This is a genomic window from Hydrogenophaga sp. GW101-3F08 (genome assembly GCF_059424585.1).
Genome location: NZ_JBWKZP010000003.1, coordinates 381,430 through 405,517 on the forward strand (window position 1 = coordinate 381,430; position 24,088 = coordinate 405,517).

The following is a 24,088-nucleotide window of genomic DNA, read 5'->3' on the forward strand; positions in this document are numbered from 1 at the left end:
TCAGCGCGTGGCCAGCGCAGCGGCCAGCGACGGCTCGTAGGCGCCATCGACCAACACGAACAGCATGCGGCAGGGCTTGCCCGAGCGGTTGGCCCAGGCGTGGTTGCTGCCGCGCTGCACGACCACGCTGCCGGGCCTGAGCTGCACTTCGCTGTCGTCGAGCACCAGGGTCAATTCGCCCTCGATCACGACGCCGTAGTCCACGCTCTCGGTGCGGTGCATCAGCGGGTGCGGCGAATGGGCCTTCACGGTCGAAGCTTTCTCGTCGCCGATCTGGCTGAAGGCGTCCTTCATCTTCCCGGCGCCCTGGGCCAGGAACTCGGCCGTGTCGGGCGGGATGTCGACGAAGCGCATGCGGGTGCCTTGCTGGGGCGGCGGCAGCATCAGCGGGCCCAACGTCGGGTCGGCGCCGTTGTCCACCGGGGTCGGGGTGGCGGCGGTGCTCCAGACCTCGTGGAACACCGTGCCCGGGATCGCGGCGATCTCGACCACGGTGGGCAGCGGGCCGCTGCTCGCGACGATGGCCTTGCCGTCGGCATCGTGGCCGGTGACGACGCGGTGGATCGGGGGAAAGCTCATGGGGTTCCGTCCTCAAAGATGGCGACCGCACGCGTCCAGCCGGCCGAGGCGCCGCGGATCTTGTGTGGAAAACAGCTGATGGTGAAACCCGTGGCCGGCAAGGCTTCAAGGTTGTGCAGCTTCTCCAGGTGGCAGTAGCCGATGTCGCGGCCCGCCTTGTGGCCTTCCCAGATCAGGGCCTTGTTGCCGGTCTCGGCCACGCGCTGGGCGGTGTACGAGAACGGCGCGTCCCAGCTCCAGGCGTCGGTGCCGGTCAGGCGCACGCCGCGCTCCAGCAGGTACATGGTGGCCTCGTAGCCCATGCCGCAGCCGGCGCCCAGGTAGTCGCTGTGGCCGTAGCGGCTGCCGGCGCGGGTGTTGACCACCACGATGTCCAGCGGCTCCAGCGTGTGGCCGATGCGCTGCAACTCGGCCTCGACGTCGGCGGCGGTGGCCACGTAGCCGTCCGGGAAGTGCCGGAAGTCCAGCTTCACACCCGGCTGGAAGCACCATTCGAGCGGCACTTGGTCGATGGTGATCGAAGGCCGGCTGCCGCCGTTCTTCGCGTCTTGCGTGGAATGGAAGTGCCAGGGCGCATCGAGGTGGGTGCCGTTGTGTGTGGTGAGCGTCACCCACTCGGCGGCCGCGGCCTCGCCATCGGGGTAGTCCTCGGGCTGGGTGCCCGGGATCATGGCCATGAACTCGGGCAACGTGTCGGCGTGCTTCTGGTAGGTGATCTTCGGCGCCAGCGGCGGCGGGTCCGACAGCACGTCGTTCTCCAGGTAGATGGAGAGGTCGACGAAACGGCGTTGCGGCTTCATGCGGGAGCCCGGGTCAGGACCGCAGGTGCCTGCCCCGGCAGGCGGGACATGCAATAGACGGCCAGACCACCAATCAACACCGCCGCCAGACCCAGGCTGCCGTAGCCGGCCGACTTCACCAGCGTGCCCCCCAGCACCGGCCCGATGGCCGCGCCGACCATCAACATCGCGGGCGTGGCGGCCATCGCGCGCCCACTGGGTTCGAGCCGCGCCATCAGGCCGAAGGCGAAGGTGTGGGTGAAGATCATCACGGCGGCGAACACCGAGGCCGATGCGGCGTAGGCGTAGAAGCTGGGCGCGTTCATGATCACCGCCGCCAGCAGCGCCTGGATCACCGGGCCGGCCAGCAGCACGCGGCGCGCATGCCAGCGTTTTTCCAGCATCGCGGCCAGCGCCGCGGGCAGCAGGTTCACCATGCCCAACACCACCAGCACGCCCGTGATCAGGGTCAGGCTGTAGCCACGGTCCGACCCGACACGCTCCAGGAAACTGAAGGTCATCGACTGCACCAGGGCCATGGCGCTGATGCCCACGATGCCGAACCAGACCGCGCGGGGAATGTGCGCGACCGGTGCGTCCACCGCCGTGGCCTCGCGCTCGGGCTCGGGAAAGCCTGCCGCGCAGACCAACGAAGCCAGCAGCATCACCGCACCAAAGATGGCGAACAGCACGAAGCCACCGGCCGCCTCGATCACCTTGGGTGAGGCGCCGAGGAACAGCACCGCGAACACCCCCAGGCCGATGCCCACGATGGCGAACTTCAGGTGTGGGTTGACACTGCGCGCGATGGTGCCGTGGGTGACGCTCAGCGCGGCCCCGGCGGCCAGGCCACCGACCGCGTGCAATACCGCCATGGTGGTGGTGTCCTGCGGCTGCGACAGCGTGCCGAAGCAGGCGGCCGCCAGCGCATAACCGCCGGCCGCCACCCAACGCCCCTTCACGCGCTGGAAACGCGAGGCCAGGAAGACGCTGGAGACCACCGCGCCGATCAGGAACAGCGTGGCCAGGCCGCCGGCCTGCTGCGGGTCGAGCTGGTAGTGCTGGATGAGTGTGCCGACCCAGACCGGCAGCGCCACCAGATCGACCATGCCGGCACAGTGCGCCACGATCAGGGCCACATGGCCGAACGTGCTTGTGGAACGGGGGTTCATGGCATCTCCTGGTCAGATGGGTTGCGCCAGCGCCATCAGCGACTCGCGCATGATGCGGGCGTGTTCTTCCTTGTCGCCGCCAGCGACCTCGATCTCGCCCAGGCGGGCCGAGTTCTGCACCACCATGCGGCAGCGCTCCCAGCGCCGGGCCTCGAACGCGGCCAGGGCCTCGCCCACCTCGGCTGCCCGGCCCAGCTCTTCGGCCAGCACCAGCGCGTCTTCGATGCCGATGCAGGCGCCCGAGGCCAGGTGGGGCGTGGTGGCGTGCACCGTGTCGCCGATCAGCACCACGCGGCCGCTGAACCAGGGGCGCGGCATCAGCAGGCCTTCGAGCGGGCGGTAGACGATCTGCGAGTCGGGGCCGATCTGCTCGCGAATGGCCTGCAGCACGGGCGCGGGGAAGTCGGCCAGCAGGCCGCGCAGGTGCTCGGCGAAGCTGGCGGGGTCGACGTGGTCGTTGGTGGGGCGCGGCTCGGTGACGAAGAGGTACATCTCCGTCTTCGACACCGGGTTCACACCGGGTTTGATGCGCGGGCCCATCCACATGGTGGCGGTTTCGATTTCGGGCGGGCGCGGCAGCACGGCGCGCCACACGGCCTGCCCGCTGTACCGCGGCTGGGGCGCCTGCGGGAACAGGGTCTCGCGCACTTTCGAATACAGGCCATCGGCACCGATCACCAGGTCGTAGCGGCGCCGCTGGCCGTCGGTGAAGCCGACGTCCACACCGTCGGCGTCCTGATCGATGGTGGTGAAGCTGCAACCCAGAAACACGTTCGCGCCCGAGGCCCGCGTGGCCTCAGCCAGGATGCGCGCCAGCACCGGCCGCATGATGCCACCGCCACCGGGCACATCGGCCCCGGCGATGCGCGGCGTGGGCAGCTCGGCCACCTTGGGGCCGTGGGGCAGGCACAGGTGCACGCCGTCGGTGGCGCTGCCCTGCTCCAGGAAGGCTTCCAGGATGCCGAGCGTGCGAAAGGCGCGCAGGGTCGCGCCGCCCAGGCTGATGCCGGCGCCGTAGCTGCGCCAGCCAGGATCGATCTCGACGAGGTCGACCTCATGGCCTTGCCGGCGCAACTGGATGGCGGCCGACATGCCGGAAAAGCCGCCGCCGATGATGAGGATGCGCGAGGGGTTCATGTTGTTGTCTCCTGACGGGGGTTGTGGGCGAGGTGCACCTCGCCGTTGTTGTGAATCAGCAAAGGGGCCGGCGTGAGCGAATCCCCCAGACAGGGACCCAGTGTGCACAGTCCGGTGTCGATGGCAAATTGCGCACCGTGCGCGCCACAGACGATGCGGTCGCCCGTGGCGTTGAGGTAGGCGTCCTTGCGCCAGGCCATGGGCGTGCCGTGGTGCGGGCAGCGGTCGGCCCAGGCGAACAGCCGTTCGCCCTGGCGCACGATGAACAGCGAGTCCTGCCCGCTGCGCTGCGGGTCAAAGCCCCGCGCCGCGCCCTCGGGCAGCTCGCTCAGGTGGCACAGCCGCATGGTGGCCATCGCCTCAGTGCTCCGCGCCGACTGCGGGCTTGCCAACACCAGGCGGCGGGCCCGACGGCGCCCAGTTTTCGCGGTGCTGGAACAGGAACAGCTGCGAGGCGTCGGCGCTCATGGGCACTTCGCGTTCGGCCCAGCTGTCGTCGTGCAGATCCATGTCGGCGTCGTACTCGATGTGGCAGCCCAGCGGCGAGTTGAAGTACCAGAACCAGTTGCTGCCGAACTTGTGGCGCCCCGGCCCCCAGAAGCTCTGGTAACCCTTCTCGACGAAACGCGCGCCGGCCAGCATCAGCTCGGTGGGGCCGCCCATGTGAAAGGTGAAGTGTTCGCAGCCTTTCATGAAGGGCGGGGTCTGGATCATGAAGAAGGTGTGGTGTTCCAGCGTACCGGCGGGGCGCAGGAAGGGGCCGACGCCGGTGAAGCGATCGGTGCAGACGAAGCCCAGGCGCTTGACGTAGAACGCTTCCGCCTGGGCCACGTCCGGCACGAAATAGACCACGTGCGACAGCGTGCGCGGCAGGGCCGGCGCGTTGGGGTCCACGCCGACGGCGTTGGCCGGCCGCTGCACCGGTGCCCCCGGCGCGTTCACGGTTTCGGCGGGCAGGTCCAGCGGGCGGCGCACGCTGACCTGAAAGGCCAGCGCAAAGCCCATGTCGTCGTGCGAGCGCACCACACCGTCCTCGTGCGTCACCGCGCGGTCGCGCGACAGCTCGGTGGCGATCGCCTGCAGCGTGGCCTCATCGGCCACGCCGTAGACGGTTTCGCGCAGCAGGCTGGCGGTGCCCAGGCTGGGCGGCAGGGTCGGGTCGTCCTTGGCGCGGATGACCACGGCTGTGCCGTCGAGGGCTTCGAAGCGGCCGTGGCCAGCATCGCGCAGGCCGTAGTCGATGAGGTACTGGCGGCAGGCGGCGAGATCGTCCACGCCAAAGACCAGGGCGTCGAGTCCGATGATGTTCATGTGGGTTTCCCTTCTTGCTGTGTGATGGTTCATACCGTGTTGCAGGCCGTGCGGCCACCCAGGGCTTCGGCCACCCAGTCGGCGATGTAGTGGCCGGCGTTGATGCTGTTGTCGAAACTGGCGTGTTGCGCGCCACCTTCGCGCTCGGTGAAAACCTTGAGTTCGCGCCTGGGGCTGTTGACCAGTTGCTCATAGGTGCGGTGCGCCCACTTCAGCGGGATCTGCGAGTCCTTCTCACCGTGCGTCACCAGGAACGGCACCTTGATCTTCTCGACCACGCCGTCCAGGTGCACGTCTTCGGCGATGCGCATGAAGTCGTCGACGTCCTTGGCGCCCCAGACCCAGCACACGTGGGCCCAGTAATGCGGCACCGGGAAGTCGCCCTCTTTCTCCAGCCGGCGCTTCTGCACGTCGCGCCAGTCGTGGTTGGCGCCCCAGGCCACGCCGCAGGCAAAACGCGGCTCCATGGCCACGGCGCGTGGGCAGTAGTAGCCGCCCAGCGACACGCCTTCGCAGCCGATGCGCTTGGGGTCCACGGCGGGGTGCTGCTCCAGCCAGTCGACCACGCGGCTGGCCCAGTGTTCGGTGTCGAAGCGCGCGGTCAGTCCCTGCAGGCGCAGCGCCTCGCCGGTGCCGGGCTGGTCCACCACCAGCGACGAGATGCCGCGCTTGGCCAGCCACAGCGGCAGGCCGACCAGGTGCTTCATCTCCTTGGTCGAATCGAGGCCGTTGAGCTGCACCAGGACCGGAGCGCGTTCGCCGGGCTGGAGGTTGTCAGCGGGGGTGTAGAGGGCCGAGAGGTGCTGACCCTCATACGGGATCTCGACCCGCTGGACCGGGTCGCCCATCAGCTGGGAACCTTTGAGGAACAGGTCGAGTTCGCGGCGGTAGATCGCCATGCGGCCGGGTGCGTTGTGCGCCTGCAGGCGCTCGGCGGTGATCAGGTAGCTGGCCGCGCGGCGGTATTTTTCGCCAGCGGACAACAAACGGCCCTTGGCCTCGTCCTCTTCGGCCAGGCCGCAGAGCCGGTCGGCCATGCTCACCCAGGTCTCGCGGAAGGCCGCGGTGCCCGCAGCGTCGGGCGCCTTGGCGGCCTCCTGCAAGGGGGCACACATCTGCTCGATCTCGCCGATGCGCGCGCCCATCTCGATCGCGAGATCGACCGAGAGGTTCCAGACGTAGTTGGTGGGAAAGTACTTGAACATGGTGCTCACTTGGAAGGGGTTTTGGCGGCGCGCGGGCCGATGCCCAGCGAGCCGAAGAAGATGGCGGTGGACTCGTCGCCGAAGTCGGGCACAAAGCGGAAGCCGTGGATCAGGCCGTTGCGCACGCGCACGATGTCGGTGCCCACGATGCGCTCGATGCCGGCCTTGGAATGCCAGGGGCTGCGCACCTCCAGCCTGGCGCTGACGGTGTCGCCATCGAGCTGGCGGCGCAGGACGGTGAACCGCGCCTTCGGCTGCACGACGGTGGTCTCGACGTAGTGCGCCAGGCACGCCGGGTTGTCCATCTCCGGGCGGCACCCGACGTAGTCGGAGCGCTCGACGTCGGGCGCGATCAGGGCGCGCACCGTTGCCATGTCGCCCGCGTGCACGGCGGCGACGTAGCGGTCGAACACGGCGTCGGGCGACTCTGCGGCGAGGGCGGTGGACACCACGCACATGACCAGGGAGGGGGACAACAGGAAACGGTACAACCAGGCGTGGTTCATATCGAGGCCCTCAGGAGGGACGGTGTTTGAATGGGAAGGGATTCCATCTGCAGCTCCGCGTCCTTGAGGTACTGCTCGGTCAGGGCCTTTTCCAGAAATCCCGTGTGGTCGAACACCACGTCGCGCAGCACCGTCAACGGCCAGGGCGTGCGGTGAAACAGGTAGCCCATGTAGCGCGCCATCGCAGCGTTCTTGTTGGTGAAGGCCACGCGCTGGCGGTCGTAGCTCGCCAGACCCTTGGCGAGCGCCGCGGGCTCGGCCAGATCCACCCCTTCGAGGCACTTGGCGAGCCACCAGCCATCCTCGATGGCCATGCCCATGCCATAGGCGGCATACGGCGACACCGGATGCACAGCATCCCCAACGAAGGACACGCGACCACGCGACCAGCTTTTCAGGGCCGGGCGGTTGTAGATCTCCCAGCGAAAGCAGTTGCGCTCGAAATCGGTGGCGGCCGCCAGCCGTGGCAGCGGATCGGCCCAGCCGTCCAGGTGCTTGAGCAGATGGGCCTTGGTGTCGCTGGGCGGTGTCTGGCCCTCGTTCCAGGGCTCCACAACCCACCATTCGACTGCGGGCTTTCCCTCGTGCAGGATCGGGAAAAAGCTGGCCTGCACGGTGCGCGAATGCGAGATCCACCCAACGTCGGGGGGCATGTTCTCGCAATGGCACCAGGCCAGCCAGACCTGGATGCCGCAGTGGAACAGGCCAAGGTCTCCAAACGTCTGCTGTGCGACCTGCGAACGGATGCCGTCGGCGCCGACCAGCAGATCGGCCTCCCATTGGCTGCCGTCCTCGAAGTGAACCGTGACCGCCTGGGCCGACTCCTCGTAACGCAGGAACCGCTTGTTGGGCTGGATCAGCTCGGGAGGGATCACGTCCAGCATGCGCTCCAGCGCTGCAGAACGCAGCATGCCGTAGTGCCATCCCGGAATACCGGCGCGTGCTTCGGCCTTCTTGTTGAACGGCAGGCGCGTGCGCAGCCTGCCCCGGTGGTTGCGAAACTCGGTGACCGCGTAGGCGCCCAGCCGATGGATGTCCACCCCCATGTCGCGCAGGATGGACAGCACCGGCAGGGACAGCAGCACCGCACCGCCGATGGGACGCACGGCGTCCTGGCGCTCGAACAGCCGGACGTCATGGCCGGCGCGGTGAAACGCCAGCGCAGTCGACAGGCCGCCCGGGCCCGCGCCAATGACGGCCACGCGGCGTCGGGGCGCAGGGCTTGTATGTGCGGAGGGGTTGTTCAAGAGGTTCTCCATGATTGCTTTTGGGGTTCAACGCGCCCCTGCCCGCAAGCCGACCGGCGCTGCCGCACCCGCGCTGGCTGGGGGCTGGACCGACGATGCGGCGACGCGGAACAACGATGCCGGCAGCAGGAAGTGCGCGAGCGCGGGCAGCAGCACGAGGGCGCCGAGCATGTTCCAGAGGAACATGAAGGCCAGCAGCAGGCCCATGTCGGCCTGGAACTTGATCGGGCTGGCGACCCAGGTGATCACGCCCACGGCCAGCGTGACGCCGGTCAGCATCACCACCTTGCCGGTGAACAGCAGGGCGCGGTAATAGGCCTCGGACAGGCTCTTGCCTTCGCGCAGCTGGGCCAGGGTGATGGACAGGATGTAGAGCGCGTAGTCCACGCCGATGCCCACACCCAGCGCGATCACCGGCAGCGTGGCCACCTTCACGCCCATGCCCAGCGCCACCATCAGCGCCTCGGCCAGGAACGAGGTCACCACCAGCGGCAGCACCGCCACGACCACCGCGCGCCAGGAGCGGAAGGTGACGAAGCACAGCAGCACCACGGCGCCGTAGACCATGAGCAGCATGGTGCGCCAGGCGTCCTTCACCACGATGTTGGTCGCGGCCTCGATGCCGGCCGAACCGGCGGCCAGCAGGAACTGTGTGTCGGCGGTGTTGTTGATCCGGGCGAAGGCCTCGACGTGGTCCACCACGCGGGAGAGCGTGTCGGCCTTGTGGTCGCGCAAGAAGACGTAGATGGTCAGCAGGCCGCAGGCGTCGTTGTAGAGGCCGCGCGGCGCGCTGGCGGTCACGGTGTTGAGCATGTCCTGGTTGGGCAGGAACTCGTACCAGCGCGGGTTGCCTTCGTTCAGGCCGGAGAGCACGCGGCGGTTCAGCAGCGCCAGCGTGTTGGTGCTTTCCACGCCGTCGATCTGGCGCAGCTCCCATTCCAGCGTGTCGACCTTGTTGAGCGTGTCGTAGGCCGAGCACTGGCCTTCGGGCGTCTTGACCATCACGGCCAGCACGTCGCTGCCGGCGCCGTAGGCCGCGTTCATGAAGGCCACGTCGCGGTTGTAGCGGCTGTCGGCGCGCAGCTCGGGCGCGCCCGGGTCCAGGTCGCCGATCTGGAGCTGCGTGCTGGCCGCGAAGCCGCCCAGCCCCATCAACAGCCCGGCCACCACGGCCCCCGTGGCCCAGGGGCGCCGGGTGAAGCGGTCGAGAAAGGCCCACATCGGGTGCTTGTCCGCGCCCGCCGCGTCGGCCTGTTCCGACCGCAGGCTGCGCGCCGCGGCACTCGCGCTCACGCCGGTGTAGCTCAGCAGAATCGGCAGCAGGATCAGGTTGGTGAAGATCAGCACCGCCACGCCGATGGACGCTGCAATGGCCAGCTCGCGGATGACCTGGATGTCGATCACCAGCAGCACCGCAAAACCCACCGCGTCGGCCAGGAGGGCCGTGAGCCCGGCCAGGAACAGGCGGCGGAAGGTGAAGCGCGCGGCCACCAGCTGGTCCACGCCGCGGCCCACGTCCTGCATGATGCCGTTCATCTTCTGTGCGCCGTGGCTCATGCCGATGGCGAACACCAGGAAGGGCACGAGGATGGAGTACGGGTCCAGCGCGTAACCCAGCAGCGGCAGCAGGCCCAGCTGCCAGACCACCGCGATCAGCGAGGCCAGCACCACCAGCAGCGTGGAGCGCACGCAGCGCGTGTACCAGAACACCATGGCGGTGGCGATGGCCACGGCGATGGCGAAGAACACCAGCACCGCCTTCACGCCGTCGATCAGGTCGCCCACGATCTTGGCGAAGCCGGTGATGTGCACCGTGACGCCTTCGGCCTCGTACTTGGTGCGCAGCGCGTCGAGCTCGTTGGAGAGCCGGGCGTAGTCGATGGCCTGGCCCTCGGCGTCCTTGGCGAGCAGCGGCAAGAAGATCACCGAAGACTTCGCATCGCGCGCCACGGTCTGGCCGATCTCGCCCGAGCGCGCCACGTTGGCGGCGAGCTGCTGCAGCTTGGCTGGCGAGTCGTCGAAGCCATCGGGGATCACCGGCCCGCCTTCCAGGCCGTCTTCGGTCACGCCGACCCAGCGCGTGCTCGGTGTCCACAGCGATTTCATGCGCGACCGGTCCACACCGGGCAGCAGGAACACTTCGTCGGACAGGCGCCGCAGGGTGTCGAGGTATTTCGCGTCGTAGATGCTCCCTTCGGGTTTCGCCACGGCGATGCGCACCGCGTTGCCCAGGCCACTCAGCTCGCTCTGGTGCGCCAGGAAGTTCTGGATGTAGGGGTGGCTGGTCGGAATGGTCTTTTCAAAGCTGGCGTTGAGCTGCAGGCGCGTGGCCTGCCAGCCCAGCAGCAGCGTGACCAGCGCGCACAGCAGCACCACGACGGCGCGGTGGTTGAACAGCGCGCGCTCGACCAGCGAACCCGAGCGGGGATCGAATGCGGATGCGTTCATTGGCGCGCTCCTGCGTCGACCGGAACCACACCGGCCACACCGAGCGTGAGCAGCGGGCCGCCCTGCAGCGGCAGCAGGGCCGAGGGCATGGGCGCCGGGGGCGCCTTCAGCGGCACCAGGGCATCGCCCTGCAGGCGCAGCACCACGCCGGCCTGGCTGGCCAGCAGCAGCCCGCCCTCGGCGTCGACCGCCATGGCGGTGATGGTGGCCGGCACCGGCGAGGCCAGCTGTGTCCACTGAGCACCGCCATCGGTGGATCGCCACACGTTGCCGCGCAGCCCGGCCAGCACGGTCTGCCCGTCGGGGCGGATCTCACCAGCGAACCAGCTGCCTTTGTAAGGTGAGTTCATCGTTTGAAAGCTCTGGCCGCCGTCGAGCGAACGGGCCAGCAGGCCCTGCTCGCCGGCCAGCAGCAAGGTGTTGCCCGCGCGCCGCGCCACGTACCAGTGCAGAGCCCTGGGGTTGGGCAGACGGTCCATCCAAGGCGTCCAGCGCTCGCCGCCGTCGTCGCTGTAGAAGGCGAGCCCATAGGCGCCCACCGCGAGCAGGCGCTTGGCGTCCCACTGCAGCACGTCGAGGAAGGGCTTGTCGGGTCCGTCGGCGAGCAGCCGTTCGGCGTCCCGCTGGGCCTCGGGTGTGGTGGCGGCAGCCTTGGCCAGTTCGGCCAGGCGCCGGCCATCGAGGCGCAGACGCCAGCTGGCACCCGCGTCTTCGGTGGTCAGCACCGTGCCACCGTGCCCCACGGCCACGCCGTGTTGGTCGTCGGCGAAACGCACCATGGTCAGTGTCACGCTCACCGGGCTGGGCGCCTGGCGCCAGGTGGCGCTGCGGTCGTCGCTCAGGGCCACGATGCCGCGCTCGCCCACCGCCACGAGGCGCGCACCGGCCTGGGCCGCCGCGAGCAGCACGGCCCGCTGCGGCGCCTTCACCACCAGGGCAGGACGTTGCAGCGCATCGACCACCGGCGAGCGGGCCAGCGCGGGGCCCGCGCCGGCTGCCGCGCACACCACGGCCAGGAGAAGTGACAGACGCATGGTGCGACCCGCTCAGCGCACGCCGTCGCCGGCCATGGCGTCGGGGGTGAAGAAGCTGTCCGGGCGGCGCGGCACGATCTTGTAGTGCTGGTTGCGCTCGTTGACCACGCCGTTGGCATACCAGGCGCCCGAGATCAGGTCGTTGAAGCCGAACTGCTGCTGAGGCGTGGTGGCCGGCAGATCCGGCATGGCGACAGGGTGGGACCACAGCGTCTTCCAGAGCTGCCCGTTGGCGTCCCAGCGGTCGCCCAGCACAGCCACCCAGGTGTCCTCGTCCACGTAGTAGCGGCTCTTGGGCGCCTGGTGGCGCTGCCCGGCTTTCAGCGTGGCCTCGACCACGTAGACGCGGTGCAATTCCCAGCGCACGTGATCGGGGTTGAGGTGGTTGGCCAGCAACACGTCGCCGACATTCTTGGGGGTGTGCAGGCGGTTGGTGTTGTAGGGGATCAGCATCTCCTGCTTGCCCACCAGCTTCCAGTCAAAGCGGTCTGTGCGACCGCCAAAGACATCGATCTCGTCAAAGCTCATCACGCCACTGGTCGCTGGCGTGGGGGTGTCGCAGCAGGCGTTGGGCAGCTTGCGCACGCGGCGTTGGCCGGTCAGGTACACCCAGGCGGACGTCCGCGACGGGTCCAGGTTCTCTCGCCCCGTGATCGCCTCGCCCGCGCGCACCGGAGGGCCCGAATTGACAATGCGGGTCAGCCAGTAGTCCCCCTGGAACTTGTCGCGCTCGTTCTCGGCGTAGTAGGGCATCTGAAAGTCGCCAGTGGCTTTCACCGTCAGCACCCTCTGCCCATTGGCGGTGGTCAGGTAGCCCTCGAAGTCGGCCTGCCAGGCCTCGCCGCGCCAGCGCAGCATGTGGTTCGCGATCACCTCTTCACCGGTCTTGGGGATCGGGAACGGAATGCCACCGAAGGCGCCGGTGACGACCCCGCCTTCGATCTTGGCGCTGGTGGCGTTCTTGAGCGTGTTGTCGTAGACCCATTGCGGCGCCGCAGCGGTGCGGTGGGTCTTGTAGACGTCGACGCGGAAGGTCTTGGGGTACTTCTTGAACATCGCCTGCGTGCCGTCGCTCAGCTTGTCGGCGTGCTGCGCCAGGTTGTCGGCGGTGATGCTGTACAGCGGCTTCTCATTCGCGAACGGGTCGCCCCGGCGGCCACCGTTCTTGAAGCCGGGGACGGCGGTGGTGTAGCCACCGGTCCAGGCCGGGATGCTGCCGTCCTTGTTGCCGGCGCGCTCGCCACCCAGCGGGGTGAGCTCGGTCTTGAGGCGGGCGGCCTCTTGCGCGGTCACGCCGGCGTGTGCGGCGGTCGTGGCCACCAGGGCGCACAACAGCGCCGGGGCCCAATGGGAAATGGGTTTCATGAATGTCTCCTCGATCAGAAGGTGGTGCGCAGCGACACGGTCAGGTAGTTCCGGTCTTTCAGCGCCTGCTGGTACACGGCGTTGTTGTTGGCGTCGAGCGTGGGCGCGGCCTTGCCCAGGAAGTGCACGACGTTCACGCCCAGGTTCCACGACCCGAGGTAGACCGCGTTCAGGCCCAGGCTGATGTCGCCGCCACCGTCGACGCCGAAGCCCGGCCCGACGGCCGAAGACTTGCCCTTGGTGTAGCCCAGGCCGATGCTGGGCGAGAGGTCCAGGCCCGGCAGCACCTGGCGGTAGCTGGGCGAAAACACCATGCGCGTGGCCACGGCCGACTTGTCGGCATTGGGGTTGAGCATGTGTTGATTGCGGGTGACTTTCAGCCGCGTATTCCACGCCACCTCGCCCACGAACGACGACTCTCTGGCGAGGAAGGACGGCCCGAGCGAGGCGATCCACGAGACCTGCGCATGCGCCGTCTCACCCACGGCGTAGCCGGGGTTGCTGTTGTTGTTCAGGCCGGCGTTGACACCGATGGTCGAGAGCGTGGACTGCCCCGAGCTGGCCAGCGGCGTGTTCTGGCGCAGCGAGACCTCGCCGGCCCAGCCCCATTCGCCGACCGACTTGGCGAAGCTGGCGCCGAAGGCGCGCACGCCCTCGTGGTACATCCAGCGGTAGCTGCTGGGTGCCACGGCGGGCGGCACACCCGTGAGCACGGTGTTGATGTTGCTCGGCGTGGTGGCGTGGTAGCGGATGGCGTAGAGGCCGAAGTCGGTGTCGATGGACGGCGCACGGAAACGCAGCTGCACACCGCCCTGCCCGCTGTCCTTGGCGTCCAGATCGGGCTGGCGCTCGAAAGCGGCGGTGGGCCCGGCCAGGATGCGTTCGGCACCCGGGCCCAGCGAGTCGCTGCTGGAGAGGTAGGCGCCCGCCGGCATCAGCCGGGTCTTCTCCCACTCATAAGCCAGGTAGGCCCCCAGCGAGACCTCGGGCGTGAGCTGCACCTGGCCCGAGAGCTTGCCGGTGGGCATGGCGACTTCCTTGAAGGTCGCGTTGGGCACCGAGAGCAGCTTGATCAGGTCCAGCGGCGCCTGGCCGCCCGCGATGCCGTTGGCGCCGAAGAACAGGCTCTCGCCCCAGAGCAGGGTGTGGCGGCCCAGGCGGGCCGAGGCTGGGCGCTCACCCAGGTCGAACTTGCCATAGACGAAGGCATCGAGCAGCTCGGCCTTGCGACCCATCAGGTCGCGGGTTTCCGTGGCGAATGCGCTGCCCGGCCGGTGGTTTGCGGTGAAGCCCGTGTTGTCGGTCTTGCCGTTGTAGACGCTGTCGTACCAGGCGGCGCCGCTGATCCGGGCGCCATAACCCGGGCCGGCGAGGTCCAGCTCGGTCAGCAGATCCAGGCGGTTGGACACCAGGCCCTTCTTGAAATTGTTGTCGCCATCGTCCTGATTGACCGTCAACGGCACCTGCGCCGAGAGCGTGGGCGAAGCGTCCTTCAGGCGCTGCATCAGGCTGACCTTCACGGTGTTGTCCCACCGCAGGGTCCAGTCGGGGTTGCCGGTGTCGATCTCGATCGCCGAGGCCGACTGGGCCGTCAACAGCGCCAGAAAGAGGCAGGAAAACGCGGGACGTGCGGCGGACCTGCGCGCAGGGGCTTTTCGGGCATGTGCTCGAACGGGCATGGCTTGTCTCCTTGTAGGTGTGGGGTCCTCGTCGATCCGGACCACTTGATCCAGATCAAACGAGTCGCGACTTTAGGGAGAAGGGCTGCCCCTGGGAAATGGGTTGTGCGAATCCTTTCCATCGGTTTCTGAAATATCAGGGCAAACCCTTGTGCCCCGCGCGCGCCGCTCGCCGGGCACTCAGGGCTGATGCACACTGGGGATGCTCTGCACAAACCCAGCCATGCGCGTTCGGGTCAAAAACGGGATGGATTGCGCGCCTGCTTGGCGCCGTGTGTGCCGGTGGCACACACAAGCCAACAGGTGTGCAAGACGCCCGTTTTTGGCCGAACCCTTGCGGGCCGTGGTTTTGCGGGCGATCCGCTGCGTTGCGAATTCGGGCAAGCCGTCCAGGCTTGCCCAGGAATTCGCGCCTTGCGGCTCATCCCGCAAAAGCCACGCCGCGCACGGCGCGGGTTGTGCAGAGCATCCCTTACCGCCGAACAAGCCATGCGATTCAAGAAACTCGACCTCAACCTGCTCGTCGCGCTGGACGCCCTGCTGACCGAAAAGAACGTCACACGGGCCGGCGAGCGCGTGTTCCTGAGCCAGTCCACCATGAGCAACGCGCTCTCGCGGCTGCGCCAGTATTTCGACGACGAACTGCTGGTCACGGTGGGGGGCCGCATGGAACTCACGCCACGGGCCGAGCTGTTGCAAGAGGCGGTGCGCGACGTGCTGGTGCGCATCGACACCACGGTGGCCGCGCGGCCCGCGTTCGACCCGATGGCATCGGAACGCGAGTTCACGCTGTTCGTTTCGGACTACTCGATGGAGGTGCTGATCCCGGGCATGCTGGCACTGGCCCACCAGCGCGGCAGCCGGGTGGGCTTCAACCTCAAACCCCAGGTGAACCAGCCCTACCGCCACCTGGAGCGCGGCGAGACCGACCTGCTGATCATTCCGGAGAACTTCTGTTCACCGGACCATCCGCTGGATCAGTTGTTCGAGGACCGCTTTGTGTGCGTGGTGTGGCGGGACAGCCCGCTGGCGCAGGGCGAGCTGACGATGGAGCGCTACATGAAGGCACGCCATGTGTCCATGCGCCCACCCGATGGCAGCCTGCCGGTGTTCGACACCTGGCTGGCGAACGACCACGGGCTGACCCGCGAGATCGGCCTCACCACCTACAGCTTCAGCGTGATGCCCTACCTGGTGGTCGGCACCGACCTGATCGGCACCGTGCATTCGCGGCTCGCCAGCAAGCTGCAAAGCCTGCTGCCGATCGAGATCCGGCCGGTGCCGATGCCGATGAAAACCCTTCACCAGGCCATGCAGTGGCACAAGTACCGCACCCGCGACCCAGGCCTGATCTGGCTGCGCGACCTGCTGCGCGAGGCGGCCGCCCAATTGCCCTCAACCGCTCAGGCGTCGAGCACGATCGTCCCTTCGGCCACGTAGCGCCTGAAGTCGACCAGGGGCATGGCCGCCGCGCCGTGGGTGTCTTCGTCGACCCAGCTCAGGGTGACGTCGCTGTCCCCCATCTCCACCGCCACCGGGCCGCGGCGGATCACGATGTTCGGGCCATCGCCTTCGCGGTATTCCACCGTGCCAACAATACGAGCGGTCTGTGTCATGAGGTTCCTCCGGGGTGACGCACTCAGCATCACCACCCGGCCCTGTCCGGTCGGTGCGCTGCCGCACACAACGGCCCCAAGACACGGCCCGTTCCGGGCCGGGCACGGGGCCCGTCCGCGAGGTGTGAACGGTGAACGGGCTTGGGAAGCAAGCTTCGTTTGTGTGTGTTTTCGCACAGACGCTTCGTGCAGCCAACCCTAGTCTGCAATCCGGTCGGCATTTCCCGGCTGGATTCATCCACCTCCTGCCCTGTGCAGTCACGTTGAAGGAACCTCTCATGAAAGCCACGCAATTCGTCACCACCTCCTTGTCCGCCCTGGCCATCGTTGGCGCGGTCGGTCTGGCGTACGCCCAGTCCACCCCGGGCCCGGCTGAGGCACAGCCACCCGCGACCGAAGCACAGCAGCCCACGACGCCGCCAGCGGACACCACCACACCGGCCGCCACCCCCGCGGCACCGGGCACCACCGCACCCGAAACCGGCATGACCGAACCCATGGTGCGCGCCGACCGCAACTGATGCCCCCGGGGTCCGCGGGCCGATCCACGTCAGCCCGCTCCGGCCCGGCGCCGCCCCGGCCACCGCGCTCGGGGCGGCGTTGCATGTCCACCAGGTCCATGTCCTGCGGCTCTCCGGGTGACACCATGAACGCCCATACCAATCCCCTGTCCGACCCACCGGAGGCAACCCGCCTGGGTCGGACCGAAGACATCCGGCGCGGCGCGCTGCTCGGCATCGCCGTGCTGGCGTTGCTGCTGCCGCCGCACCAGTTGGCGCCGCGGCAAGGACCGGCCGTGGCCAGTGCGGCCAGCGGCCAGCCCCCTCGCCTCCCCGATCTGGGCAGCGCCGCCACCTCCGACGACACCCGCCTGCTCGCCCACTGGGTGGTCGAGACCGGCGACAACGCCGGCATGGCCTTCGTCGTGATCGACAAGAAGGCGGCCCAGCTCCACCTGTTCGACGCGGCTGCGCGCCTGAGCGCCTCGACGCCGGTGCTGCTGGGCTCGGCGCAGGGCGACGACACGGTGCCCGGCATCGGCCTGCGGCCCATCGAAGAGGTGCGACCCGAAGAGCGCACCACGCCCGCAGGGCGCTTCCTGGGCATTCGCGGGCGCAACCACACCGGTGAAGACGTGGTGTGGGTGGACCACGACGCCGCCGTCTCCATGCACCGGGTGCGCACCACGCAGCCCCGGGAGCGCCGGCTGCAGCGTCTGGCCTCCCCCTCGGTGGCCGACAAGCGCATTTCCTACGGCTGCATCAATGTGCCGGCGGCGTTTTTCGACGCGCACATCGCCCCCACCTTCGCCACCCGGCGCGCGGTGATCTACGTGTTGCCGGAACAGAAAACACTGCAACAGGTGTTTGGCACACACCCCCGCCTGATGGCCGCCGAGCCCCCGCGCCCATGGGCGGCCCACACCGGATTGCCCGGGGTGGCCCGGCCGCTCTGACCACTCCCCGCAGCGGGGCCTGATCCGCTATCGTTCCATCCACGGACGTTCGCAAACTCCCGGAGCCCCGGGGAGCACGCGAACACGTTCCGAAGCGATGGGACGCACATGCTCAAGGTCATTGCAACGGCTCACCCCCTGGCCACGCCGATCCACCGGGCGGCCCGGGCGTCAAACGGCCTCGGACCGGCTGCGCAAGCGCGCAACAGGCCAGCGCGCATCGGGCTGGGCCTGGGGACTCTCATGGTGGGGCTGATGCTGGGGAGCGGAACGCCCGCCCGCGCCGCGGAGCCGGGCGCCTGCCCGGTGCGTCGGCCGGCCGATCTCGCCGCGCTGGACCGCGTTCATCACGTCGAGGAGTTCCGGCTCTTCTACACCCTGCGCGGGCCCCATGCCCTGCGCCACACCCAGGATGCGGACGGCAATGGCGTGCCCGACGGGGTCGAGGACGCCGCCCGCCAGCTGATCGCGGCACGGCGCCTGTTCGTCGAGGTGATCGGCCTCACACATCCCCTGCAGCAGCCCCGCTACCGCGCCCGCGCGCAAGGCATCGACATCCACCTGCTCGCCCTCGGACCGGAGAACGCGGTGTCGCACGGCCGGGCCTACGACGAGGTCCGGCGGTACGCCCATGGCGCGGGTGCGCCTTCGGCGCGCTGCGCGCTGCGCATCGACCTGGACACGCGCTGGAGCCCCCCCAACCAGACGCCGGCCCACGAACTGTTTCACCTGTTCCAGAACGGCTACACCCCGTTCAAGGCGGCCTGGTTCAGCGAAGGCACGGCGCGCTGGGCCGAGTCGGCGCTCGGCCCGGGCACCGACACCACCAGCACCAACACCCTGCCGGCCACGCCCGCGGCACTCAGCGCCCTGTGGGCCTCGTCCTACCAGGCCGGGGCGTTCTGGAACCGGTTGACGCGTTTGCTGGACCCGGCCGGCCAGATGCCGGTGCCCGACACCCTGCAGGCCATGCGCTACGCCGATGGCCGACCCGTGCTCGAAGGCACTCGCCTGCACGGCGCGGCGTTCATGAAGGCCTTGCTCGAAGCGCTGGCGCAGGAAGGCGACCGCGTGTCACGCCACAACGGCTGGCAGCCGTTCGACTGGCGCGAGTCCGACCAGAAGTCCCACCAGCACGACGCCGATCTGTGGGCCGCGGTGATCGAGGTGGTCAAACGCTTCCCGATCAACACACCCGAACTCGCCCGGCTGGTGGCCCTGTCCACAAGCCCGCGCTCCCCGGGGACGTAGACACCCATACCGACGCCTGAAACGGTGCCGCCCCTTGGGGTAGCGCGAAGCGCTGCAGGGGGATCAGGTCAAGGGGGTGCACGCGCGGCTGTCGATGGCCAGCGAGAGTTCGAAGTACTGTCGCGGCAGACCACCCACGTGGGGGAGCGGCACCCACCAGAGCAGCCATTCGCTGTTGGACCGGTGAACCACCACCGGGACCCCCCGCAGTGCGCAGGCCCCCACCACCACGTCCGCGCTGTGAACGCGGGGCACCCATTCTGCAAACCAGGCCGAATACCGCTGGTAGCACGCCGCGTAGCCGCCCGGCGGGGCCTGAACCGCAGCCCCGGGGCCATCACGGCGCTCGCAGTTGCCGATGGAAGCGTCCGGGTGGACCGCCAGGATGTAGCCCTGTGGCTCGACCGACTGCGCAACCGCGAGCAGGCCACCGGCGCGATCGCGCAGCGTCAGGTGCACGTCGTGCGGACTGCCGTACAGGACATGGGCCGACTTCAGCGCGTGGTCGTCCACCCGCAGATGAAGATGGGCGTGGCCGAGCGCGTGCCAATACCCCCAGGCAAGAACCAGCGAGCTGCCGACAACGGCGCCCAACCCGAATTTCGTCAGACGGTGCATGGTGATGATGGTGTGGCCGACGGCGGTGGCAACAACGCGAGTATGGACCCGCGCCTTGCCTGGCCCGCTACCATGCCCCCATGACCCACGACACCTTCACGCTCCAGCCCATCAACGACACCGCCTGCGCGGTGCTGGACGCGCAGGGCCGGCATGTGGGCAACCTCAAACGCATCGGCGCGGTGTGGAAATTCAAGGCCGTGGGCTACACGGCGCACGGAGAGCTGGTCCCTGGCGGTGGGCCGCTGACCGGGCGGCACAACACGGTGTTCGCCGATCCGCCGGACGCCGCGGAGGTCAGCGCGAAACTGCGGCCGGGCTGAGAGCGCCTGGCCACTGGCGGCTCACGCGCACGCCGAGTTTGTCCAACCGCCGGGCCATGGAGAGCACGTGGGCGTCCTTGCTCAGCAGCGCTGCGCCATGGGCCACGGCCAGGTCGATGAATTTCTGGTCGTCGGCGTCTTTGCAGGTGTAGGGCGCCTTGGGCGCGTCGGGCACGATGCGCACGCGCTGCTCAAACGCGGCCAGCACGTCGCCGGCGGGCAAGGCGCGGGCGGCCAGGCGTTTGGCGATCTGCGGATAGGCCAGCACGCGCGCGAGTTCTTCGCGCATCGCGTCCGTCGCCAGCCAGGCCGTCTGTGGTTCGGCGAGCGCGGCGCGCAGGGGCTCGGTGGCCGGGTCTTCATAGACCAACAGGTCGAGCACGATGTTGGTGTCGAGCACCAGCGCGTCCACGGGCATCGCTCAGCGTCTCGCGTCCAGCGCCACCGGAGCGAAGTGCCTTGGGCGCGTCGCGCGGCGGGGGGGATTCACGTCCTGCGCGCCACGAGGTCGAAGCGGAACAGCCGGCACTCGATGGGGCCGTTCCACAGCGGCACGCGGCGCGATTCCTTGAAACGCATCTTGCCGGGCAGCTTGAGGTCGGGCGTGAGCAGCCAGGCGCTCCAGCCGGCGTAGTGGCTCTTCCAGTGGGCCGCGAGCTGCTGGAAAAACTCACTGCCGTCGCCGCCATCGGCCATCTGCGCACTCTCGCGGCCCAGCCGCGAAACCTCCGGCTCCCCGCGGCCCTGGCCGGGCGCGGGCGGCGCGGCCTGCCCCACGCTGAAAGTGCGCGGTGTACGCGGCGCCTGGCGCAGCGCACGCGCGCTGGCGTTTTCACCGGCCACACCGGCGGCGGCGATGCGCTCGCCATACGGCGGGTTGAGCAGCATCACGCCGGGCGTCTGGCTGGGTGGCATGCGCTGCAGGGCGTCGCCGCCGCGCAGCTCGATGGCGTGGGCCACGCCGGCGCGCTCGGCGTTGCGCTGCGCGAAGTCGACCATGCGGAACGACACGTCGCTGCCGAAGACGATGGGCGCGTGGCCCGCCGGCCACTCGCGCTGCTGGCGCGCGGCATCGTCCCGGATGGCCTGCCACACGTGGGCCTGGAACGGCAGCATCTTTTCAAACGCGAAACGGCGCAGCAGGCCGGGCGGAATGTTCAGTGCAATCTGCGCGGCTTCGATCACCACCGTGCCACTGCCGCAGCAGGGGTCGTAGAGCGGGGGAATGTCGTCGAGCGGCTGGTCGGCGCAGGCGTCCCAGCCGGTGGCGGCGATCATGGCGGCGGCCAGGGTTTCCTTCAGCGGCGCGTCGCCCTTGTCTTCGCGCCAGCCGCGCTTGAACAGCGGCTCACCCGAGGTGTCGATGTAGAGCGTGACGCTGTCGGTGGTGAGGTGGGCGTAGATGCGCACGTCGGGCCAGGTGGTGTCCACGCTGGGGCGCTCGCCGCGCTTGGCACGGAAGCGGTCGCAGATGGCGTCCTTGATCTTGAGCGCGGCAAAGTTGAGCGAGGTCAGCGGGCTGTGCTGCGCGGTGATCTCGACCTTGATGGTCTGCGCCGGGGTGAACCAGATTTCCCAGGCCACGTCGCCCGCGGCGTTGTACAGGTCGTTCTCGTTGCGGTACTCGCCGTGCCAGAGCTGCACCAGCACGCGCTGCGTCAGGCGGCTGTGCAGGTTCAGGCGCATGGCGTCGCGCCACGATGCCCGCACCCCCACGCCGCCACGCGCCTTGAAGGCCAGCGGCTCGTTGGTGATGCGCTGCACCTCGGCGGCGAGGAAGTCCTCGACGCCGGCGGCGCAGGGAAGAAAGAGTTGGAGTTGGTTCACGGCAGGGGGTGTTCAGAGCGCTTTGCGCAGGTTCGCTGGCGCGATGCGCAAGGCCTCACGGTACTTGGCCACGGTGCGGCGCGCGCACTCGATGCCCTGCTCGCGCAGCAGGTCGGAGAGCTGGTTGTCCGACAGCGGCTTGCCCGGCTCTTCGGAGGCGATGAATTGCTTGAGCAGCGCGCGCACCGCAGTGCTCGATGCGTTGCCGCCGGTTTCGGTGCCCAGGCTGGAGCCGAAGAAATACTTCAGTTCGTAGGTGCCGAAGGGCGTGGCCATGTATTTGGCGGTGGTCACGCGGCTGATGGTGGACTCGTGCAGGCCGAGTTCGTCGGCGATCTCGCGCAGCACCAGCGGGCGCATGGCGAGTTCGCCGTGCATGAAGAAGTTGCGCTGGCGCTCGACGATGGCGCTGGAGACGCGCAGGATGGTGTCGAAGCGCTGCTGGATGTTCTTGATGAACCAGCGGGCTTCCTGCAGCCGCTGCTGCATGGCGGCGTGGCCGGCTTCGCCGCCGTTGTCGCGTCCGCCCCGGTTCTGCCGCATGGCATTGGCGTACACGTCGTGCACGCGCAGGCGCGGCATGACCTCGGCGTTGAGCTGGACCTTGAAGCCGCGCCCGGCGCGGGTGACGATGACGTCGGGCACGACCACGTTGCGCTCGACATCGACGAAGCGGCGCCCGGGCTTGGGTTCGAGCCGGGCGATCAAGGCCAGGGCGGCGCGCACGGTGGCGTCGTCCAGGCCACACAGGTTGCACAGGCGCTTGATGTCGCGCTTGGCCATGAGCTCCAGCGGCTGGCTGCAGATGGCCAGCGCGGCCCGCGCCTCGGGGCTGTTGCGCAGCTCCAGGATCTGCAGGCGCAGGCATTCGCCCAGGTCGCGCGCGCCCACACCCGAAGGCTCCATGTGTTGCAGCAGCTGCAGCGCCACGCCCAGGCGCTGTTCGAGCGCTTCGAGTTCCTCCAGGTGCTCCTGCGGATCGACCGGCTTGCCCGGCGGGGCCGAGAGCCGCAACCAGGCGCCAGCCAGCTCGGACAGGCGCTCTTCGAGGTAACCGTCGTCGTTGAGCGACTCGATCAGGAAATACAGCGCGGCGCTGTCCTCGTCGCTCAGGCGCAGGCAGCGGGCCTGGTCGTGCAGGTGGTCCTGCAGGCTGACGGGCACGCGCGCGAGGTCGGCTGCGCTGGCGGTTTCGTCGTCGTCGCCCGACGAGTTGTTGTTGCGCGGCGGCGCGTCGCCGCCCCACTCGCTGTCATCGGGCGCCATCTCGACCGTGCCGTCGCCTTCCCAGCTCTCTTCCATCGGCGCGGCGCCATCGAGCCGGCTCTCCAGCGCCTCGCCCTCACCGCCTTCGCCGCCGTCGACCGGCGACACGGTGGACGACGCAGGCGGCAACGGGCCGTCGAATTCGGCGGCCGGGGCCAGGTCGCTGGCAGCCGCCACCGTGGCTTCGGCGATCTGCTCGCCCGCGCTCACCGGCGCGTCGATCTGCTCCAGACCAAACGCCTCGCGTTCGGCGAGCTCCTCGGTGCGCTCCAGAAACGGGTTCTCGTCGAGCATCTGCTCGACCTCCTGCGCCATCTCCAGCGTGGACAGCTGCAGCAGACGGATCGACTGCTGCAGCTGGGGCGTGAGCGCCAGATGCTGGGAGACGCGCAGCGACAGGCCTTGTTTCATGCGTCAGGCCGGCAAAACGGAGGGACAGCGACCCGGCGCGCGGGTCGCGCAGCGGTGCGGGAGCCGGGTCGGGCCGGCGGGCACGAGACACACAGGGGCCTCATGCATCACATCCTGAAATGCTCGCCGAGGTACACCCGGCGCACTTCGGCGTTCTCCACGATCTCGGCCGTGGTGCCGCTGGCGAGCACCTGTCCGTCGCTGATGATGTAGGCGTGATCGCAGATACCCAGGGTCTCGCGCACGTTGTGGTCGGTGATCAGTACCCCGATGCCACGCGATTTCAGGAAGCCAATGATGTGCTGGATCTCGATCACGGCGATCGGATCGATACCGGCAAACGGTTCGTCCAGCAGAATGAAGCGCGGCCGGGTGGCCAGCGCGCGGGCAATCTCCACCCGGCGCCGCTCCCCGCCGGAGAGCGAGGGCGCGGGCGAGTCGCGCAGATGGTCCACCCGCAGGTCCTTGAGCAGCTCGTCCAACCGGTGCGTGATCTCGGTGGCGGACAGGGGTTTGCCGTCCTCGTCGCGCTGCAACTCCAGCACGGCTCGCACGTTCTGCTCCACCGTGAGCTTGCGAAAGATGGAGGCTTCCTGCGGCAGGTAGCCCAGGCCCAGCCGGGCCCGCCGGTGAATGGGCAGCGCCTCGATGCGCTGCCCGTCCAGCAGGATCTCGCCGCCGTCGGCGCGCAACAGCCCCACGATCATGTAGAACGAGGTGGTCTTGCCCGCGCCGTTGGGGCCCAGCAGACCCACCACCTCACCCTTGTCCACCGTGAGTGAAACGCTCTTGACCACCTTGCGGCTGCCGTAGGCCTTCTGCAGTCCGTGCACCTCCAGTTGACTGCGCACGGCCATG

24 protein-coding genes are annotated in these 24,088 nt (G+C 68.8%); 5 read left to right on the forward strand and 19 right to left on the reverse strand.

Features of this window, described 5'->3' with window-relative positions:
* The 13 genes from AC07YZ_RS11225 to AC07YZ_RS11285 are packed head-to-tail and all read right to left on the reverse strand — an operon-like array spanning window position 1 to window position 14,462.
* A complete protein-coding gene (locus AC07YZ_RS11225) occupies window positions 1–579 on the reverse strand; it encodes a cupin domain-containing protein (protein WP_494794788.1) in 579 nt (192 codons plus the stop codon).
* Window positions 576–1,379, reverse strand: a complete 804-nt coding sequence (locus tag AC07YZ_RS11230) for a cyclase family protein (protein WP_494794789.1) — start codon at window positions 1,377–1,379, stop codon at window positions 576–578. Before AC07YZ_RS11230 ends, AC07YZ_RS11225 begins: the two co-directional genes overlap by 4 nt.
* A complete protein-coding gene (locus tag AC07YZ_RS11235; RefSeq protein ID WP_494794790.1) occupies window positions 1,376–2,530 on the reverse strand; it encodes an MFS transporter in 1,155 nt (384 codons plus the stop codon). Before AC07YZ_RS11235 ends, AC07YZ_RS11230 begins: the two co-directional genes overlap by 4 nt.
* Before the next feature lie 12 nt (window positions 2,531–2,542).
* The gene (locus AC07YZ_RS11240; RefSeq protein WP_226491326.1) at window positions 2,543–3,667 is read right to left on the reverse strand and encodes an FAD-dependent oxidoreductase; all 1,125 of its coding nucleotides are present in this window, start codon (window positions 3,665–3,667) and stop codon (window positions 2,543–2,545) included.
* Window positions 3,664–4,014 (reverse strand): Rieske (2Fe-2S) protein, encoded by a 351-nt coding sequence (locus AC07YZ_RS11245; RefSeq protein WP_494794899.1) that lies wholly within the window; start codon window positions 4,012–4,014, stop codon window positions 3,664–3,666. The genes AC07YZ_RS11240 and AC07YZ_RS11245 overlap by 4 nt, the downstream gene beginning before the upstream one ends.
* A gap of 13 nt (window positions 4,015–4,027) precedes the next feature.
* Window positions 4,028–4,978, reverse strand: a complete 951-nt coding sequence (locus AC07YZ_RS11250; RefSeq protein ID WP_494794791.1) for a VOC family protein — start codon at window positions 4,976–4,978, stop codon at window positions 4,028–4,030.
* Window positions 4,979–5,007: 29 nt separating this feature from the next.
* Window positions 5,008–6,183 carry an alpha/beta hydrolase family protein gene (locus tag AC07YZ_RS11255; protein ID WP_494794792.1) on the reverse strand — a complete coding sequence of 392 codons (1,176 nt, stop codon included), beginning with the start codon at window positions 6,181–6,183 and terminating at the stop codon, window positions 5,008–5,010.
* Window positions 6,184–6,188: 5 nt separating this feature from the next.
* Window positions 6,189–6,689 carry a nuclear transport factor 2 family protein gene (locus AC07YZ_RS11260; protein ID WP_226491323.1) on the reverse strand — a complete coding sequence of 167 codons (501 nt, stop codon included), beginning with the start codon at window positions 6,687–6,689 and terminating at the stop codon, window positions 6,189–6,191.
* Window positions 6,686–7,936, reverse strand: a complete 1,251-nt coding sequence (locus AC07YZ_RS11265; protein WP_226491322.1) for an FAD-dependent oxidoreductase — start codon at window positions 7,934–7,936, stop codon at window positions 6,686–6,688. Before AC07YZ_RS11265 ends, AC07YZ_RS11260 begins: the two co-directional genes overlap by 4 nt.
* A gap of 27 nt (window positions 7,937–7,963) precedes the next feature.
* Entirely contained in the window at window positions 7,964–10,384 is a 2,421-nt protein-coding gene (locus AC07YZ_RS11270; protein ID WP_494794793.1) for an efflux RND transporter permease subunit, read from the reverse strand.
* Complete coding sequence (locus AC07YZ_RS11275; protein ID WP_494794794.1) at window positions 10,381–11,418, reverse strand: WD40/YVTN/BNR-like repeat-containing protein; 1,038 nt, start codon at window positions 11,416–11,418, stop codon at window positions 10,381–10,383. Before AC07YZ_RS11275 ends, AC07YZ_RS11270 begins: the two co-directional genes overlap by 4 nt.
* Window positions 11,419–11,430: 12 nt before the next feature.
* Window positions 11,431–12,783 carry a DUF1329 domain-containing protein gene (locus tag AC07YZ_RS11280; RefSeq protein ID WP_494794795.1) on the reverse strand — a complete coding sequence of 451 codons (1,353 nt, stop codon included), beginning with the start codon at window positions 12,781–12,783 and terminating at the stop codon, window positions 11,431–11,433.
* Between the two features lie 14 nt (window positions 12,784–12,797).
* Entirely contained in the window at window positions 12,798–14,462 is a 1,665-nt protein-coding gene (locus AC07YZ_RS11285) for a DUF1302 domain-containing protein (protein ID WP_494794796.1), read from the reverse strand.
* Between the two features lie 489 nt (window positions 14,463–14,951).
* On the opposite strand from AC07YZ_RS11285, the gene AC07YZ_RS11290 reads away from it, so the two are divergent.
* Entirely contained in the window at window positions 14,952–15,902 is a 951-nt protein-coding gene (locus AC07YZ_RS11290; RefSeq protein WP_226491317.1) for a LysR family transcriptional regulator, read from the forward strand.
* On the opposite strand, the gene AC07YZ_RS11295 is transcribed toward AC07YZ_RS11290, so the two are convergent.
* Complete coding sequence (locus tag AC07YZ_RS11295; RefSeq protein ID WP_494794797.1) at window positions 15,866–16,078, reverse strand: hypothetical protein; 213 nt, start codon at window positions 16,076–16,078, stop codon at window positions 15,866–15,868. The two genes, AC07YZ_RS11290 and AC07YZ_RS11295, sit on opposite strands and share 37 nt — an antisense overlap.
* 278 nt (window positions 16,079–16,356) lie before the next feature.
* On the opposite strand from AC07YZ_RS11295, the gene AC07YZ_RS11300 reads away from it, so the two are divergent.
* The 3 genes from AC07YZ_RS11300 (at window position 16,357) to AC07YZ_RS11310 (ending at window position 18,785) form a co-directional block, all read left to right on the forward strand.
* Window positions 16,357–16,599, forward strand: a complete 243-nt coding sequence (locus tag AC07YZ_RS11300; protein ID WP_226491315.1) for a hypothetical protein — start codon at window positions 16,357–16,359, stop codon at window positions 16,597–16,599.
* 125 nt (window positions 16,600–16,724) lie between these two features.
* A complete protein-coding gene (locus AC07YZ_RS11305; protein WP_226491314.1) occupies window positions 16,725–17,534 on the forward strand; it encodes a hypothetical protein in 810 nt (269 codons plus the stop codon).
* Window positions 17,535–17,642: 108 nt separating this feature from the next.
* Complete coding sequence (locus AC07YZ_RS11310) at window positions 17,643–18,785, forward strand: hypothetical protein (RefSeq protein ID WP_494794798.1); 1,143 nt, start codon at window positions 17,643–17,645, stop codon at window positions 18,783–18,785.
* 63 nt (window positions 18,786–18,848) lie between these two features.
* On the opposite strand, the gene AC07YZ_RS11315 is transcribed toward AC07YZ_RS11310, so the two are convergent.
* A complete protein-coding gene (locus AC07YZ_RS11315) occupies window positions 18,849–19,403 on the reverse strand; it encodes a hypothetical protein (protein ID WP_226491312.1) in 555 nt (184 codons plus the stop codon).
* 80 nt (window positions 19,404–19,483) lie between these two features.
* Between AC07YZ_RS11315 and AC07YZ_RS11320 the strand changes: the two genes are divergently transcribed.
* Window positions 19,484–19,726, forward strand: a complete 243-nt coding sequence (locus tag AC07YZ_RS11320; RefSeq protein ID WP_494794799.1) for a hypothetical protein — start codon at window positions 19,484–19,486, stop codon at window positions 19,724–19,726.
* On the opposite strand, the gene AC07YZ_RS11325 is transcribed toward AC07YZ_RS11320, so the two are convergent.
* The 4 genes from AC07YZ_RS11325 to lptB all read right to left on the reverse strand — a co-directional run bounded on the left by AC07YZ_RS11325 (window position 19,701) and on the right by lptB (window position 24,087).
* On the reverse strand, window positions 19,701–20,144 hold the full coding sequence (locus AC07YZ_RS11325) for a putative toxin-antitoxin system toxin component, PIN family (protein WP_494794800.1): 444 nt from the start codon (window positions 20,142–20,144) through the stop codon (window positions 19,701–19,703). The two genes, AC07YZ_RS11320 and AC07YZ_RS11325, sit on opposite strands and share 26 nt — an antisense overlap.
* Window positions 20,145–20,212: 68 nt before the next feature.
* Entirely contained in the window at window positions 20,213–21,553 is a 1,341-nt protein-coding gene (locus tag AC07YZ_RS11330; RefSeq protein WP_494794801.1) for a THUMP domain-containing class I SAM-dependent RNA methyltransferase, read from the reverse strand.
* 12 nt (window positions 21,554–21,565) lie between these two features.
* Window positions 21,566–23,230, reverse strand: a complete 1,665-nt coding sequence (rpoN, locus tag AC07YZ_RS11335; protein ID WP_226491308.1) for an RNA polymerase factor sigma-54 — start codon at window positions 23,228–23,230, stop codon at window positions 21,566–21,568.
* A gap of 107 nt (window positions 23,231–23,337) precedes the next feature.
* Window positions 23,338–24,087, reverse strand: a complete 750-nt coding sequence (gene lptB, locus AC07YZ_RS11340; protein ID WP_226494639.1) for an LPS export ABC transporter ATP-binding protein — start codon at window positions 24,085–24,087, stop codon at window positions 23,338–23,340.
* Window position 24,088: the final 1 nt, after the last annotated feature.

What these genes read in the sequence shown, in the direction of transcription:
- AC07YZ_RS11250 (WP_494794791.1), bottom strand. Translation starts at nt 4,978, where the DNA reads ATGAACATCATCGGACTCGACGCCCTGGTCTTTGGCGTGGACGATCTC.
- AC07YZ_RS11315 (WP_226491312.1), bottom strand. Translation starts at nt 19,403, where the DNA reads ATGCACCGTCTGACGAAATTCGGGTTGGGCGCCGTTGTCGGCAGCTCG.
- AC07YZ_RS11230 (WP_494794789.1), bottom strand. Translation starts at nt 1,379, where the DNA reads ATGAAGCCGCAACGCCGTTTCGTCGACCTCTCCATCTACCTGGAGAAC.
- AC07YZ_RS11260 (WP_226491323.1), bottom strand. Translation starts at nt 6,689, where the DNA reads ATGAACCACGCCTGGTTGTACCGTTTCCTGTTGTCCCCCTCCCTGGTC.
- AC07YZ_RS11295 (WP_494794797.1), bottom strand. Translation starts at nt 16,078, where the DNA reads ATGACACAGACCGCTCGTATTGTTGGCACGGTGGAATACCGCGAAGGC.
- AC07YZ_RS11255 (WP_494794792.1), bottom strand. Translation starts at nt 6,183, where the DNA reads ATGTTCAAGTACTTTCCCACCAACTACGTCTGGAACCTCTCGGTCGAT.
- AC07YZ_RS11290 (WP_226491317.1), top strand. Translation starts at nt 14,952, where the DNA reads ATGCGATTCAAGAAACTCGACCTCAACCTGCTCGTCGCGCTGGACGCC.
- AC07YZ_RS11320 (WP_494794799.1), top strand. Translation starts at nt 19,484, where the DNA reads ATGACCCACGACACCTTCACGCTCCAGCCCATCAACGACACCGCCTGC.
- lptB (WP_226494639.1), bottom strand. Translation starts at nt 24,087, where the DNA reads ATGGCCGTGCGCAGTCAACTGGAGGTGCACGGACTGCAGAAGGCCTAC.
- AC07YZ_RS11240 (WP_226491326.1), bottom strand. Translation starts at nt 3,667, where the DNA reads ATGAACCCCTCGCGCATCCTCATCATCGGCGGCGGCTTTTCCGGCATG.
- AC07YZ_RS11285 (WP_494794796.1), bottom strand. Translation starts at nt 14,462, where the DNA reads ATGCCCGTTCGAGCACATGCCCGAAAAGCCCCTGCGCGCAGGTCCGCC.
- AC07YZ_RS11275 (WP_494794794.1), bottom strand. Translation starts at nt 11,418, where the DNA reads ATGCGTCTGTCACTTCTCCTGGCCGTGGTGTGCGCGGCAGCCGGCGCG.
- rpoN (WP_226491308.1), bottom strand. Translation starts at nt 23,230, where the DNA reads ATGAAACAAGGCCTGTCGCTGCGCGTCTCCCAGCATCTGGCGCTCACG.
- AC07YZ_RS11300 (WP_226491315.1), top strand. Translation starts at nt 16,357, where the DNA reads ATGAAAGCCACGCAATTCGTCACCACCTCCTTGTCCGCCCTGGCCATC.
- AC07YZ_RS11325 (WP_494794800.1), bottom strand. Translation starts at nt 20,144, where the DNA reads ATGCCCGTGGACGCGCTGGTGCTCGACACCAACATCGTGCTCGACCTG.
- AC07YZ_RS11225 (WP_494794788.1), bottom strand. Translation starts at nt 579, where the DNA reads ATGAGCTTTCCCCCGATCCACCGCGTCGTCACCGGCCACGATGCCGAC.
- AC07YZ_RS11305 (WP_226491314.1), top strand. Translation starts at nt 16,725, where the DNA reads ATGAACGCCCATACCAATCCCCTGTCCGACCCACCGGAGGCAACCCGC.
- AC07YZ_RS11280 (WP_494794795.1), bottom strand. Translation starts at nt 12,783, where the DNA reads ATGAAACCCATTTCCCATTGGGCCCCGGCGCTGTTGTGCGCCCTGGTG.
- AC07YZ_RS11270 (WP_494794793.1), bottom strand. Translation starts at nt 10,384, where the DNA reads ATGAACGCATCCGCATTCGATCCCCGCTCGGGTTCGCTGGTCGAGCGC.
- AC07YZ_RS11310 (WP_494794798.1), top strand. Translation starts at nt 17,643, where the DNA reads ATGCTCAAGGTCATTGCAACGGCTCACCCCCTGGCCACGCCGATCCAC.
- AC07YZ_RS11245 (WP_494794899.1), bottom strand. Translation starts at nt 4,014, where the DNA reads ATGCGGCTGTGCCACCTGAGCGAGCTGCCCGAGGGCGCGGCGCGGGGC.
- AC07YZ_RS11235 (WP_494794790.1), bottom strand. Translation starts at nt 2,530, where the DNA reads ATGAACCCCCGTTCCACAAGCACGTTCGGCCATGTGGCCCTGATCGTG.